Source organism: Bradyrhizobium sp. 197 (genome assembly GCF_023073375.1).
Classification (GTDB): Bacteria; Pseudomonadota; Alphaproteobacteria; order Rhizobiales; family Xanthobacteraceae; genus Bradyrhizobium.
This window is the reverse complement of record NZ_JADPJJ010000092.1, coordinates 86,180-100,033: the sequence shown is the minus strand read 5'-3', so window position 1 is coordinate 100,033 and position 13,854 is coordinate 86,180. Positions and strand designations below refer to the sequence as shown.

Genomic DNA, 13,854 nt, shown 5'->3' with positions numbered 1-13,854 from the left:
TAATGCGGCAGCAGCTTACAGCCGCTCGACGATCGTCACATTGGCCATGCCGCCGCCTTCGCACATGGTCTGCAGGCCATAGCGCTTGCCACGCTGTTGCAGCGCGTGCACCAGCGTCGTCATCAGCTTGGTGCCGGAGCCGCCGAGGGGGTGGCCGAGCGCGATGGCGCCGCCATTGACGTTGAGGCGCTCCGGATCGGCGCCGGTGGTCTTGAGCCACGCGGTCGGTACCGAGGCGAAGGCCTCATTGACCTCGAACAGGTCGATGTCGCCGATCGTCATGCCCGCCTTCTCCAGCGCGCGCTTGGTGGCGTGCAGCGGCGCATCGAGCATGATCACGGGATCGCCGCCCATCATGGTCATGTGATGGATGCGGGCCAGCGGCTTCACGCCGAGCTGCTTGAGGCCGCGCTCGTTCACCACCATGACGCCGGAGGCGCCGTCGCAGATCTGGCTGGCGCTGGCCGCGGAAAGCTTGCCGTTCTCGGCGATCAGCTTGACGCCCTTGATGCCGTCGAGGGTGGCGTCGAAGCGGATCCCTTCGTCGATATGGTGGGTGTCCTTGGAGCCGTCGGCGCGGGTGATCTCGAGCGGCACGATCTCGGTCTTGAAGTGGCCGGCTTGCGTCGCTGCGATCGCACGCTGATGGCTGTTGTAAGAGTACTCGTCGAGCTCGTTCTTGGAGAGGCCGTACTTCTCGGCCATCATCTCGGCGCCGGTGAACTGGCTGAACACGATGTTGGGATACTTGGTCTCGATGCCCGCGCTCTTGTAATTGCCAAAGCCGTTCTTGGCGGGAAGCTGCGAGGACAGGCCCATCGGCACGCGCGTCATCGATTCCACGCCGGCGGCGATCACGACGTCCATCGTGCCGGACATCACGGCTTGGGCTGCAAAGTGCAGCGCCTGCTGCGAGGAGCCGCACTGGCGGTCGATCGAGGTGCCCGGCACGCTCTCCGGCAGCTTCGAGGCCATGATCGCGTTGCGCGCGACGTTGTTGGACTGCTCACCGACTTGCATGACGCAGCCCATGATCACGTCCTCGACCAGGGCCGGATCGACCTTGGTGCGGTCGACCAACTCGTCCAGCACTTTTGCGGCGAGATCGGCCGGATGCCAGCCGGCGAGGCGGCCCCCCTTGCGCCCGCCGGCGGTACGCGCAGCGGCGACGATGTAAGCCTCGGCCATGTCGGTTTCTCCCTGGATTGTTCTGTATCGAACGGGTTGTCGGCGCGGATTTAAGGGGCGGCTGATCGTTTAGTCAATCGATCAATTAACTCTTGTGGGGAGGCGCTGCTTGAGGTTATCTGCGCGCCTCTCAAAGCGCATTCAGGGATCTCCGTGGCTACCAGCGTACCGAACAGGCTTCCCAGCGGAAAGAATTCCACGGCAGAGAAATTGCTCGTGGCCGCGAGCGGGCTGATGATCGAACGCTCCTCGATCGAGATCTCGCTGAGCGACATCGCGCAGAAGTCGGGCGCCAACGCTGCGCTGGTCAAATATCATTTCGGCAACAAGGACGGTCTGCTACTGGCTCTGCTCGAGCGCGACGCGGGGACGGAACTCTCCAACCTCGAATATCTGCTGGCCCAGCCGATTACGCCAACCGCGAAGCTGAAGCTGCATATCGCCGGTATCATCCGCGCCTATCACCGGTTTCCCTACATGAACCGGCTGATCCACTATCTGCTGCACGAGAGCGTCGCGGGCTCCGCGGACGAAGTCTCGAAATTCTTCGTCGCGCCGCTGCTGGATTTCCATCGCCGCCTGCTCGCCGAAGGCGTCAGTCACGGCGAATTCCGCGCCACCGATCCGGTGCTGTTCTACACCAGCCTGATCGGGGCCTGCGATCATTTGTTCTTCGGCCGGCACGCGATGTCTCGCGCGACCGGCGTCGGCCCGGTCACCGACGAAGTCTGCCGGCAATATATCAAGCACATGGAAACGCTGATCTGCGGCGGCATCCTCACGCAAGTCGAGGAAGCTGCCGCGGCTGGATGATCCGGCCGGAACTCTTCAAGCCTAGAGAAGAAACGCCCAAGGAAAGGTAATCGCGATGCAGTTGAAAGACGTAGCCGTTCTCATCACCGGCGGTGGTTCGGGCCTCGGTGCCGCGACCGCCCGCGCCATGGCCGCCAAGGGCGCCAAGATTGGTGTGATCGACCAGAGCAAGGAAAACGCCGAGAAGGTCGCCGCCGAGGTGAAAGGCGTCGCGCTGCACGCCGACGTCACCAGCGAAGAGCAGATCAAAGCGGCGATCGCCAAGGCGGAGGCCGCGCACGGCGTCGCGCGCGTGCTGATGAACTGCGCCGGCATCGGCGGCTCGCAGCGCATCGTCGGCCGCGATGGCGTCTACCCGCTGGAAAAGTTTGCGCGCATCATCAACGTCAACCTCATAGGCACTTTCAACTGCCTGCGTCTGTTCGCCGAACGCCTGGTGACGATCGAGCCGGTCGGTGAAGAGCGTGGCGTCATCATCAACACGGCTTCCGTTGCGGCCTATGAAGGCCAGATCGGCCAGATCGCCTATGCTGCTTCGAAGGGTGGTGTCGTTGGTTTGACCCTGCCGGCGGCGCGCGACCTCGCCAGCCAGAAAATTCGCGTCAATACCATCGCGCCCGGCCTGTTCATGACGCCGCTGCTGATGGGCCTGAACGAAGAGGCCCGCAAGAGCCTGGGCGCCCAGGTGCCCCATCCCTCGCGTCTTGGCGATGCGAACGAATACGGCGCGCTCGCCGTGCACATGGTCGAGAACGCGATGCTCAACGGCGAGACCATCCGCCTCGACGGCGCCATCCGCATGGCGCCGCGGTAGCTCTTCTTCCTTCTCCCCTTGTGGGAGAAGGTGGCGCGCTTTGGAGCGCAATTGCGCTCCTGCGCGCGCCGGACGAGGGGTTTGCGTCCACGGAGACAAACCCCTCACCCAAGTGAACTCTGGACTCACAGCGTACATGCCCTCTCCCACAAGGGGAGAGGGCGTAGCAATCGGCACCGCGATCGGCGGCAAGCACGAGGCGCCTCATGTCCGAACCGCTGCTGATCGATCACCATGACGGCATCGACACGGTGACGCTCAATCGTCCTGAAAGCCTCAACGCGCTTGATCCGGCGCTGATCGACGCACTCAACGTTTACTTCCAGGGCCTCCAGCGCAACCGCGATACGCGCGTCGTGGTGCTGAAGGGTGCCGGCAGGAATTTTTGCGCAGGCCTCGATCTCAAGGCGGCGATGGCGCGTCGTGCCGGGCAGCAGGAGCCGCCCGGCGTCACCGAGTCGCTGGATTCGCAGCGGCGCATCGCCGACATCGTCATGCTGATGCGTCGTTGTCCGCAGCCGATCATTTCTCTGGTGCAGGGCGCGGCGGCCGGCGGCGGTTTTGCGCTGGCGCTTGCCTCCGACATCCGCATCGCCACGAAGTCGGCCCGAATGAACTGCGCCTTCATCAAGCTCGGCCTCGGCGGCTGCGACATCGGCACCAGCTATTTCCTGCCGCGTCTCGTCGGTGTCTCCGTGGCCTCGGAGTTGATCCTCACTGGGCGCTTCATCGGCGCCGACCGCGCGCTGGCGGTCGGGCTGGTCTCCGAGGTCGTCGACGAGGACAAGCTCGATGACGCCGCCGAACCTTATGTCGACGCGATGATCACGGCGTCGCCCGTGGGCCTGCGCCTGTCCAAAGAATGCCTCAACATGAGCGTCGATGCCGGATCGCTGGAAGCCGTTATCGCGATGGAGGACCGCAACCAGGTCCTGTGCAGCCGTTCCGAGGAATTTTCGGAAGGCATCAGGGCCTTCCTTGAGAAGCGAAAGCCTGTCTATATCAAGCGCTGACAATGAAGATCCGTAAAGGACGAGAAATTCCGGGAGACGCAAAATGAGTGGGAATGCGGCGGCGGTGATGACGAAGCCCGCGTTTCGCAAGGTCGAGTGGCTCAAGCGCGAGATCGACGTCGAGCGGCGCGGCGACGGCACTGTTGTGCTGAAGTCGCGCATTCCGCTGCAAGCTCACGAGACGCATATTCCGGCTTCGCTGGCGAAGTGGGCCAAGCAAGCGCCCGAGCGCATCTGGCTCGCGCAGCGCGGCGGTCCGAACCGCGAATGGCGCAAGGTGTCCTATGGCGAAGCCAAGCGCACGGTGGATGCGCTGACGCAGGGCTTGCTCAATCTCGCGCTCGATGGCCGCCCGGTTACGATCCTCTCCGGCAATTCGATCGAGCATGCGCTGATGACGCAGGCCGCGATGCAGGCGCGCGTCCCGGCCGCGCCGGTGTCGCCTGCCTACTCCTTGATGAGCCATGATCACGTCAAGCTGAAATATCTGTTCGATCTGATCAAGCCCGCCGTGGTGATGGTGCAGGATGGCCCGACTTTCGAGAAGGCGCTGAAAGCGCTCGATCTGACCGGCGTCACCATTGTTCACGTCCTGCGGCCTTGCGACGGCATCAAGAGCGTCAGCTTTGCCGAGCTCGTGGCGACGCCCGTGACCGCCGATGTCGAAGCGTCGATCGCGAAGATCACGCCTGAGACCGTCGGCAAGCTGCTGTTCACGTCAGGCTCGACCGGCATGCCCAAGGCCGTCATCAACACGCAAGCGATGATGTGCGCCAATGCGGCGATGATGATGCAGGTGCGGCCGCGCGATCCCAGCGGTCCGATCTCCACCATGCTGGACTGGATGCCCTGGAACCACACCATGGGCGGCAATGCGGCGTTCCACCCGATCCTGGTCGACGGCGGCACGCTCTATATCGACGACGGCCGGCCAATGCCGGGCCAGTTCGAGGAGACGCTCCGGAATCTGCGCGAGATCTCCCCGACCTATTACGCCAACGTGCCGGCCGGCTATGCTGCGTTGGCCGCAGCGATGGAGAATGACGACACGCTCTGCCGCTCGTTCTTCAAGAACCTCTCGATCATGGCCTATGGCGGCGCGCGGCTGCCGGATGATCTCTATGACCGGATGCAGGCGCTCGCGGTGAAGACCACCGGCGAACGCATCGTGTTCTACACTGGTTGGGGCTCGACCGAGACCGCGCCGACCTCGACCGGCACCTATTGGGACACCGAGCGTGTCGGCCTGATCGGCCTGCCGTTCCCCGGCGTCGAACTGAAGATGGTGCCGTGCGGCTCGAAATACGAGCTGCGTCTGCGCGGCGTCAACGTCACGCCCGGCTATTTCGGCCAGCCAGACCTGACGAAGAAGATGTTCGACGAGGAAGGTTTTTACTGTATCGGTGATGCCGGCATCTTTGTAGACGATTCCGATCCCGTGCAGGGCATCATCTTCGCCGGGCGCGTCGTCGAGGACTTCAAGCTCACCACCGGCACCTTCGTGCACGTCGGATCGCTCCGCACGGATGCGATCGCGGCCGCGACGCCCGTCGTGCATGATGCGCTGGTCGCTGGGCAGGATCGCGCATTCATCGGGCTATTGGCTTGGCCCAACCTGCATGCCTGCCGCGAGCTCGTCGGCAACCCCGACCTGAGTTTCGAAGTCGCGGTGAAGCACCCCGAGGTGATTGCCTGCTTCAGGCGCGGGCTGGAAGCGCACAACCGCGAGTGTGAAGGCGCCAGCAGCCGCATCATCGCCCGCGCGATGCTGATGGCCGAACCGCCATCGATCGACGGCAACGAACTCACCGACAAGGGCTACATCAACCAGCGCGCCGGCCTGGAGCGCCGCGTCGGGCTGGTGGAGCGGCTTTATGCCGACAAGCCCGACCAGGCCGTCATCATTCTCAAGTAATCGACATCATCAACACGGGTACGCGCCATGAACTTCGATTTCTCCGACGACCAGAAGCAGCTCCGGGATCAGGCGCGCAAATTCCTCACCGAGAAATGCTCGCCCAAGGCGGTGCGCGCAATTCTCGACGGCAAGGCGCCGTATGACAAGGAGCTGTGGAAGGGCCTCGCCGAGATGGGCTTTCTCGGTGTCGCGATTCCCGAGGACTTTGGTGGTGCGGGCGCCGGTCATCTCGAACTTTGCGTGATCGCCGAGGAGATGGGCCGGGCCAATGCGCCGGTGCCGTTTTCCTCCACCGTCTATCTCGCCGCCGAAGCGCTGCTGATCGCGGGCAGCGATTCGCAGAAGAAAAAATGGTTGCCGGCGATTGCCTCCGGCGAGGCGATCGGCACGCTGGCGCTGTTCGAGGGCAAGGGCAATCCGTCGCCGAAGAACATCAAGCTGACGGCTGCGAACGGCGTGCTCAACGGTGTCAAGAAGCCGGTTGCGGATGGCGCGATTGCCGACTTCGCAGTGGTCGCGGCACGTACGGGATCGAGCGGACGCGATGGTGACATTGCCTTGTTTATTGTCGATCTCAAGGGCGGCGGCGTCGAGGTGAAGAATCTCACCAATCTCGATCCGACCCGCGGGCAGGCCGAGATCACTTTCAGGGATTGCAAGGCCGAGCCGCTCGGAGCCGCCGGCGAAGGGTGGAGCATCCTGACCCAGGTGCTGGACCGGGCCGCGGTGCTGTGCGCTTTCGAGCAGGTCGGCGGCTCCGACCGCGCACTGGAGATGGGCCGCGACTACGCGCTCGACCGCATTGCCTTCGGTCGCCAGATCGGTTCGTTCCAGGCCGTCAAGCACATGCTCGCCGATATGTATGTCTCGGCGACGCTGGCACGCTCCAACAGCTATTACGGCGCCTGGGCGCTCTCGACCAACGCAGGTGAATTGCCGGAAGCCGCCGCCGCCGCGCGCATCAGCGCGACGCAGGCGTTCCAGCACTGCGCCAAGAACAACATCCAGGTCCACGGTGGCATGGGTTTCACCTGGGAGTTCGACTGCCACATGTACTACCGCCGCGCCAACGCCATGGCGCTCGGGCTCGGCAGCCTGTCCTATTGGGAAGACCAGTTGATCGACCGCATGCGCAAGAAGAACGCGGCGTAGCCCACCGCTCGTGTCCCGGACGCGGCGCGAAGCGCCGCAGAGCCGGGACCCAGGGGCCGCAATGGACCCCGGATCTGCAGCGCACCACTTCGTGATGCGCAGCGTCCGGGGAACGAACCGAGAGATGAAATCATGAACTTCGAAGACACCCCGCAGGAGGCCGCATTCCGCGCCACCGCCCGCGCCTGGATCGCGGCGAACGCGCCGCAACAGTACGAGGACGAGCTGCGCAAATCCTCGCTCGGCCGCACCCAGCTCAAGAACGCCAACATCCTGGAAGTCGCAAAGGCCTGGCAGAAGAAAAAGGCCGACGCCGGCTGGGCCTGCCTGCATTGGCCGAAGGACTATGGCGGCCGCGGTTCGTCGCCGATCGAGCGCGTGATCTGGCAGCAGGAAGAGGGGCCGTTCGGCAAGCTGTCCGGCATGTTCATCATCGGTCACGGCATGTGCGGGCCGACCATGATGGCATTCGCGCGCGAGGAGCATAAGCGCAGCTATCTGCCGCCGCTCGCCTCCGGCGAAAAAGTCTGGTGCCAGCTGTTCTCCGAGCCGGCCGGCGGCTCCGATGTCGCAGGGCTTCGCACGCGCGCGGAGAAGGACGGCGAGGACTGGCTCATCAACGGCCAGAAGATCTGGACCTCGGGGGCGCATTATTCCGACTACGGCATTTTGCTCACCCGCACCGACCCCAACGTGGCCAAGCACAAGGGCCTCACCATGTTCTTCCTGGACATGAAGAGCCCCGGTGTCGAGGTGCGGCCGATCAAGCAGGCCAGCGGTGCCTCCGACTTCAACGAGGTCTATTTCACCAAGGTCCGCATCCCCGATCATCAGCGCCTTGGCGAGGTCAATGACGGCTGGAACGTCTCGCTGACGACGCTGATGAACGAGCGGATGTCGATCGGCGCCGGCGTCTCGACCGGCTTTCCGGAACTGTTCGACTATTGCTCCAGCCTGATGCTCGACGACGGTCCCGCGATCGAGGACCGCGCGGTGCGCGCGAAGCTGGCGAACTGGGCGGTCAAGGCGAGCGGCCTGCGCTACACCAGCATGCGCGCGATCTCGGCGCTATCGAAGGGGGAGCGGCCGGGGCCGGAAAACTCCATCGGCAAGCTGGTGGCGGGCTCCATGATCCAGGATGTCGCGACCTACGCGCTGGATTTGCAGGGCGCTGCCGGCGTGGTCAGTGGCCCCGAAGATGCCGAAGTCGCTGGCCGCTTCCAGGCGATGCTGCTGCGCGCGCCCGGCACCCGTGTCGAAGGCGGCACCGACGAGATCATGCGCAACATCATCGCCGAGCGGGTGCTGGGCCTGCCCGGCGATATCCGTGTCGACAAGGACGTGCCGTTCAACAAGATCCCGACCAAGGGAAGAGGCTGACCCTCATCCTGAGGAGCCGCGGAACGCGGCGTCTCGAAGGATGAAGGCCCCACTGGGGCCTCGTGGTTCGAGACGGCGCTACGCGCCTCCTCACCATGAGGGACTAACACCGCAAGAACTGAGGTTCGCCATGAATTTCGATGACACCCCGCAGGAAGCCGCATTCCGCGAGACCGCGCGCAAATGGGTCGACGCCAACGCGCCGAAGGAGTTTTTGGCGGAGCTGTCAAAATCCTCGCTCGGCCGCATCCGGCTTGCACAGCACGACATCGTCGATGTCGGCAAGGCCTGGCAGAAGAAGAAGGCGGAGGGCAACTGGGCCTGTCTGCACTGGCCGAAAGAGTATGGCGGCCGCGGCGCCACGCCGATCGAGCGCGTGATCTGGCAGCAGGAGGAAGGCGTCTACGGCAAGTTGACCCAGCCGTTCCAGATCGGCGAAGGCATGTGCGGCCCGACCGTGATGGCGTTCGGCAGCGAGGACGCCAAGCGCCGCCATTTGCCGAAGCTCGCCGCGGGCGAGGAGATCTGGTGTCAGCTGTTCTCCGAGCCGTCGGCCGGCTCTGACGTCGCGGGCTTGCGCACGCGCGCGGAGAAGAAGGGCGACAATTGGGTCGTCAACGGCCAGAAGATCTGGACCTCAGGCGCGCATTATTCCGACTATGGCCTTTTGATCGCGCGCACCGATCCCAACGTGCCCAAGCACAAGGGCCTCACCATGTTCTTCCTGGACATGAAGAGCCCCGGCGTCGAGGTGCGCCCGATCAAGCAGGCCAACGGCATGCAGGAGTTCAACGAGGTCTATTTCACCGACGTCGTCATTCCGGACAGCCAGCGCCTCGGCGCCGTCGGCGAGGGCTGGAGCGTGTCGCTGACCACGCTGATGAATGAGCGCATGTCGATCGGCTCCCGGCTTGCGACCGGCGTTCCCGAGATGTTCGAGTTCTGCTCCAACCTGATGCTGGAGGACGGGCTCGCCATCGACGATCCCGCCGTACGTTCAAAACTTGCGAGCTGGGCGGTGAAGTCGAGCGGGCTGAAATACACCAGCTACCGCGCGATCTCGGCGCTGTCCAAGGGCGACAGGCCGGGGCCGGAGAATTCGATCGGCAAGCTGGTGTCCGGCATGATGCTCCAGGACATTGCGACCTACGCCATGGACCTCCAGGGCGCGGCCGGCGTTCTCACCGGCGTGGACGAGGAGACGGTGCAGGGCCAGTTTCAGCAGATGCTGCTGTCCTCGCCCTCGATGCGCATCGCCGGCGGCACCGACGAGATCTTGCGCAACATCATCGCCGAGCGCGTGCTGGGACTGCCGGGCGACATCCGCGTCGACAAGGACGTGCCGTATAACAAGATCCCGACGAAGGGGCGTTGATATCTCGTGTCCCGGACGCGCGACGCGCGAGCCGGGACCCAGGAGCCACGATGGACAGGCCACAATGGGCCCTGGCTCAGCGCCGCATCACTTCGTGCTGCGTCGCGTCCGGGGCACGAAAGCGAGCTAGGCAATGGACGCTAAAGTGAAACAAAACGACCGCATCGGCGTGCTCGAAGAGCTCCTCAACGAGCGCTATTCGGTGCGTGCCTTCCTGGCCAAAGACGTCGATCGCGCGACGATCGAGCATTTGCTGACCACCGCGCAGCGCACGGCGTCGTGGTGCAACAGCCAGCCCTGGCAGGTGATCATCGCCAGCGGCGAGGCCAGGGAGCGCTTCCGCAAGCTGATCTACGCGGAGGCATCCGGCGGGCTCGGCGACGATTATGACTTCACGCCGCCGCGCGAGTATGTCGGCGCCTATCTCGAACGCCGCCGCGAGAGCGGTTTTCAGCTCTACAACACGCTCGGCATCGTCAGGGGCGACAAGACGGCCTATGCGAAGCAGGCGCTGGAGAACTACAATTTCTTCGGCGCGCCGCATGTGGCCATCATCCACACCAACGAGCCGCTCGGCATCTACGGTGCGATCGATTGCGGCGCTTATGTCTCGAACTTCATGCTGGCCGCGCAGGCGCTCGGGGTCGGCACGATTCCGCAGGCGGCGCTGGCGCGCCACTCCGGCCTGATCCGCCGCCATTTCAACCTGCCTGATGACCGCCGCATCGTCTGCGGCATCTCGTTCGGCTATGCCGACAACGCCCACAAGGTCAACAGCTATCGCACCTCGCGTGCGAGCGTGGCCGAGACCGTAACCTTCGTGGACGAGTGACCGCCGCCACGCTACCCGCCATCCACAAGCCCGCATCAGGTTTTTCAGACGCGCGAAGACGGCCGCGGAAGCGGCCGCCTTCGTCTTGCTTAAGTCCGATTGACGCCCGCCGCTATCCGCCGCTGCCGCCGATCACAGCGCGGATGGTCTCGTCGGGCCCGAAATCCTCGGCACCGTCGACATAGAGCAGCGCCGCGAGCTTCGAGCGCGCGCGGTTGACGCGGCTCTTGATCGTGCCGACTGCGCAGCCGCAGATCGAAGCCGCATCCTCGTAGGAGAAGCCGGAGGCACCGACCAGGATCAGCGCTTCACGCTGGTCCTGCGGAAGCTTATCGAGCGCCGTACGGAATTCCTCGAACTCGAGATGGGCGTTCTGCGAGGGTTGTGTCTTCAGCGTCTTGGCATAGTTGCCTTCGGCATCCTCGACTTCCCGCCGCCGCTTGCGATAGTCGGAGCGGAACAGGTTGCGCAGGATCGTGAACAGCCAGGCCGGCAGGTTGGAGCCGGGCTGGAACGAGTCGATGTTGGCAAGCGCGCGCAACAGCGTCTCCTGAACCAGATCGTCCGCGCGGTCCGCATTGCCGCTGAGCGAGATGGCGAACGCGCGCAGGCTGGGCACGGCCGCCAGAATGTCGTTACGCAGGGAGTCGGTGAGAGGCATCAATCCCTCCCATTGTTGTCGTTGGATCCGCCACCATTTTCTACTTGGGGTGTCGCTCCTGGCGCATCAAGCTTCTTGATGAGTTCCGCGAACCGATCCGGAACGCCCTGCCGCACCACGTCGTCGTACATGGCGCGCAGCTGATGGCCGATCCGGGATTGGATTTCCGGAGTGAGCCCTCCTTTGCCGGGGGTCGTGCTTTTGCTTGCTTGAGACTTGAGATCTTTCATGACCTGTTCCACGTTTCCCCGAGTTAAGTGACTGTAAAATCGAGAAGTTCTCTCAACCGGGAGCCGTTCCCTGGATAGGCTCAATTCGAGCTGCGAGAAAAAGTTCCGCCCCGATGCGGAACTTTTCTCGGTCTGAAGCGTAATCAGCCCAGCAGGGGAACCCCGGGCCCCCCGCGTAACGTCTGCACGTCAAGGTCGGCCCGAAGATGAATGGAGTGGGGATGTCCCGTTCACAGCTTGTTGCTGAACACTTGCCTTTGCTGCGCCGATACGCGCGCGCCCTGACGGGCAGCCAGTCATCCGGTGACGCCTATGTCGCAGCCATGTTGGAAGCCATGCTGGGAGATCCGTCGGTGCTCGACGAGAGCCACGGGCCCCGCGCCGGCCTGTTCCGGCTGTTCACCCAGATCTGGAATTCCGTTTCCGTCAACGACGATTCCGAGGTGACGAACCTGCCGATGCCGCCGGAGCGACGGCTGTCGAACATCACGCCGCTGCCGCGGCAGGCCTTTCTGCTTCTCTCGCTTGAGGGATTCTCGGAAGAGGAAGTCGGCTACATTCTCGGCACCGACGTCAGCGAGACGCGCCGGCTTGCGGATGCCGCAGGGCGTGAGATGGCCGTCGAGATCGCCACCGACGTGCTGATCATCGAGGACGAGACCTTCATCGCCATGGACCTCGAGAGCCTGGTGAAGAATCTCGGGCACAATGTCGTCGGTGTCGCCCGCACCCACGCCGATGCGGTCGCGCTGGCCAAGAACAAGCGGCCCGGCCTGATCCTCGCCGACATCCAGCTCGCCGACGGCTCGTCGGGCCTCGACGCCGTCAACGAGCTGCTCCGCACCTTCGAGGTGCCGGTGGTGTTCATCACCGCGTACCCCGAGCGCTTCCTTACCGGCGAGCGCCCCGAGCCGGCGTTCCTGATCTCAAAACCGTTCCAGCCGGCGATGGTGTCGGCGGTGGCGAGCCAGGCCCTGTTCTTCCAGCGCAACTCCCGCAACCGCGCGCCGAAAGTACCGGCGGCGTAAGGAAGGCGCCTGCGCCCGGCATTTGACGACATCTGATCCGGCGTGCCGCAAGGTGCGCCGGATTTTTGTTGACCGGTTGCCGCGCTTGACGGCCGTCGAATTCGCCGCTCATACCTCGTGCAGCGGCCGTTGGAGCCGCAGCGCCATCGGAGACGTGTTCATGGACCAAGAACTCCTCGACCGCCTCGCCATCCGTGATCTCGTCGAGAATTGGGCGGTGTGGCGCGATGCCGGCGACTGGGAGCGTTTTGCCACCGTCTGGCATGAAGAGGGCTGGATGTCCGCCACCTGGTTTCAGGGGCCGGCGCGGGATTTCATGCGGGTTAGTCAGGAGGGGTTTGCCAAGGGCGTGCGCATCCTGCATTTCCTCGGCGGCACCAGCATCGACCTCGAGGGTGCGCGCGCCATCGCACAGACCAAGATGACCATCTCGCAGCGCGCGCCGGTGCACGACGTGCCCTGCGACGTCGTCTGCACCGGACGCTTCTACGATTTCCTGGAGAAGCGGCAGGGAAAATGGGGCATCGTCCGCCGCCAGCCGATCTACGAGAAGGACCGGATCGATCCGGTCGATCCCGCCGCGACACTTCAGCTCGACCAGAAAGCCCTCGCCGCGCTGCCCGAAGGCTACCGCCATCTCGCCTACATGCAGGAGCTGATCGGCTACAAGGTCAAGCGCGACATGCCCGGCCTCACCGGACCTGAGGTCGAGAAGCTCTATGGCGAAGGGCGGGAGTGGCTGGCGGAAAAGGCGAAGTGAAGCCCAGACAAAAGTAAGGCGCGACTGGCATCACCACAGTCGCGCCCTACGTCGCCGGCTTATGGGGCAGGGGGGAATAGCCGGCTGTTGAAACGACTCCCCGCCGCCGGAGTCGTTCCAGGCGGTTGCGAAATTTTTTGCCAGGGTCGGCCTGCACACGGTTAAGTGATCTTAACGATTGAGAACTCCCGGTCCTCTGCTCCGTTGTTCCCGCATCGCCATGGGGCGAGGGACCGATAGATATGTCACAGATTCAAAAGGTATTTTTGGGCGCCGTCGCGATTGCCGCAACGCTCGGCGCCGTCCAGGTGGGCGCAGTGCAGCTGGCCTCCGGCCATGATCTGGCCGACCGCTGGCAGGCTGTTGCAGACAAGCCGGGCCATAACGTCAATCGTTCCAGCAAAGCCGACCGGCTGCCCGATATCAAGCAGGCGGGGGTCCCGACCCGCACTGTGTCGATGCGGCTGAACGACCTGGCTGACACGTCGGTGCTGCTGCGCATCCCCGCGGTGATCGAGACCGGCAATGCCAAGCCGCCGGTGCTGCTCCCGAACCAGAAGCAGAGCCGCAAAAAGCCGACGATTGCCTGCGAGCCGATGGTCAGCTCCCTGACCGAGGTCGCAAAGCTGCTCCAGCCCGGCCGCTGTGTGACCTAATCGGCATGGACCGGGATAAGTCGCCCTCCGCAGG

14 protein-coding genes are annotated in these 13,854 nt (G+C 64.1%); 11 read left to right on the top strand and 3 right to left on the bottom strand.

Annotated elements, in window-relative coordinates; translation table 11 throughout:
- Nucleotides 1-15: 15 nt before the first annotated feature.
- Nucleotides 16-1,188 (bottom strand): acetyl-CoA C-acetyltransferase, encoded by a 1,173-nt coding sequence (locus tag IVB27_RS20870; protein ID WP_247351051.1) that lies wholly within the window; start codon nt 1,186-1,188, stop codon nt 16-18.
- A gap of 153 nt (nt 1,189-1,341) precedes the next feature.
- Between IVB27_RS20870 and IVB27_RS20865 the strand changes: the two genes are divergently transcribed.
- From IVB27_RS20865 to IVB27_RS20830, 8 genes are all read left to right on the top strand, one after another.
- A complete protein-coding gene (locus IVB27_RS20865) occupies nt 1,342-2,001 on the top strand; it encodes a TetR family transcriptional regulator (protein WP_345946904.1) in 660 nt (219 codons plus the stop codon).
- Between the two features lie 55 nt (nt 2,002-2,056).
- Nucleotides 2,057-2,815 carry an SDR family NAD(P)-dependent oxidoreductase gene (locus tag IVB27_RS20860; protein WP_247351049.1) on the top strand — a complete coding sequence of 253 codons (759 nt, stop codon included), beginning with the start codon at nt 2,057-2,059 and terminating at the stop codon, nt 2,813-2,815.
- A 206-nt stretch (nt 2,816-3,021) separates the two neighbouring features.
- Nucleotides 3,022-3,828, top strand: a complete 807-nt coding sequence (locus IVB27_RS20855; RefSeq protein ID WP_247351047.1) for an enoyl-CoA hydratase/isomerase family protein — start codon at nt 3,022-3,024, stop codon at nt 3,826-3,828.
- 43 nt (nt 3,829-3,871) lie between these two features.
- Nucleotides 3,872-5,743, top strand: a complete 1,872-nt coding sequence (locus IVB27_RS20850; protein WP_247445135.1) for an AMP-binding protein — start codon at nt 3,872-3,874, stop codon at nt 5,741-5,743.
- 27 nt (nt 5,744-5,770) lie between these two features.
- Nucleotides 5,771-6,898: an acyl-CoA dehydrogenase family protein gene (locus IVB27_RS20845; RefSeq protein WP_247445134.1), complete on the top strand. Its 1,128-nt coding sequence runs from the start codon at nt 5,771-5,773 to the stop codon at nt 6,896-6,898.
- A gap of 132 nt (nt 6,899-7,030) precedes the next feature.
- Complete coding sequence (locus IVB27_RS20840; RefSeq protein WP_247445133.1) at nt 7,031-8,278, top strand: acyl-CoA dehydrogenase; 1,248 nt, start codon at nt 7,031-7,033, stop codon at nt 8,276-8,278.
- 130 nt (nt 8,279-8,408) lie between these two features.
- On the top strand, nt 8,409-9,653 hold the full coding sequence (locus IVB27_RS20835) for an acyl-CoA dehydrogenase (protein WP_247445132.1): 1,245 nt from the start codon (nt 8,409-8,411) through the stop codon (nt 9,651-9,653).
- Nucleotides 9,654-9,786: 133 nt separating this feature from the next.
- The gene (locus IVB27_RS20830) at nt 9,787-10,485 is read left to right on the top strand and encodes a nitroreductase (protein WP_247351041.1); all 699 of its coding nucleotides are present in this window, start codon (nt 9,787-9,789) and stop codon (nt 10,483-10,485) included.
- Between the two features lie 112 nt (nt 10,486-10,597).
- On the opposite strand, the gene IVB27_RS20825 is transcribed toward IVB27_RS20830, so the two are convergent.
- Nucleotides 10,598-11,146 (bottom strand): sigma-70 family RNA polymerase sigma factor, encoded by a 549-nt coding sequence (locus tag IVB27_RS20825; RefSeq protein ID WP_007597240.1) that lies wholly within the window; start codon nt 11,144-11,146, stop codon nt 10,598-10,600.
- Nucleotides 11,146-11,376, bottom strand: a complete 231-nt coding sequence (locus tag IVB27_RS20820; protein ID WP_026232505.1) for a NepR family anti-sigma factor — start codon at nt 11,374-11,376, stop codon at nt 11,146-11,148. The genes IVB27_RS20825 and IVB27_RS20820 overlap by 1 nt, the downstream gene beginning before the upstream one ends.
- 221 nt (nt 11,377-11,597) lie before the next feature.
- Here IVB27_RS20820 and IVB27_RS20815 point away from each other — a divergent pair, with 221 nt between their 5' ends.
- From IVB27_RS20815 to IVB27_RS20805, 3 genes are all read left to right on the top strand, one after another.
- Nucleotides 11,598-12,404, top strand: coding sequence for a response regulator (locus IVB27_RS20815; RefSeq protein WP_247351040.1), 807 nt, complete (start codon nt 11,598-11,600; stop codon nt 12,402-12,404).
- Nucleotides 12,405-12,564: 160 nt separating this feature from the next.
- On the top strand, nt 12,565-13,164 hold the full coding sequence (locus tag IVB27_RS20810) for a nuclear transport factor 2 family protein (RefSeq protein WP_247445131.1): 600 nt from the start codon (nt 12,565-12,567) through the stop codon (nt 13,162-13,164).
- Nucleotides 13,165-13,406: 242 nt separating this feature from the next.
- Nucleotides 13,407-13,820, top strand: coding sequence for a hypothetical protein (locus IVB27_RS20805; protein ID WP_247339564.1), 414 nt, complete (start codon nt 13,407-13,409; stop codon nt 13,818-13,820).
- Nucleotides 13,821-13,854: the final 34 nt, after the last annotated feature.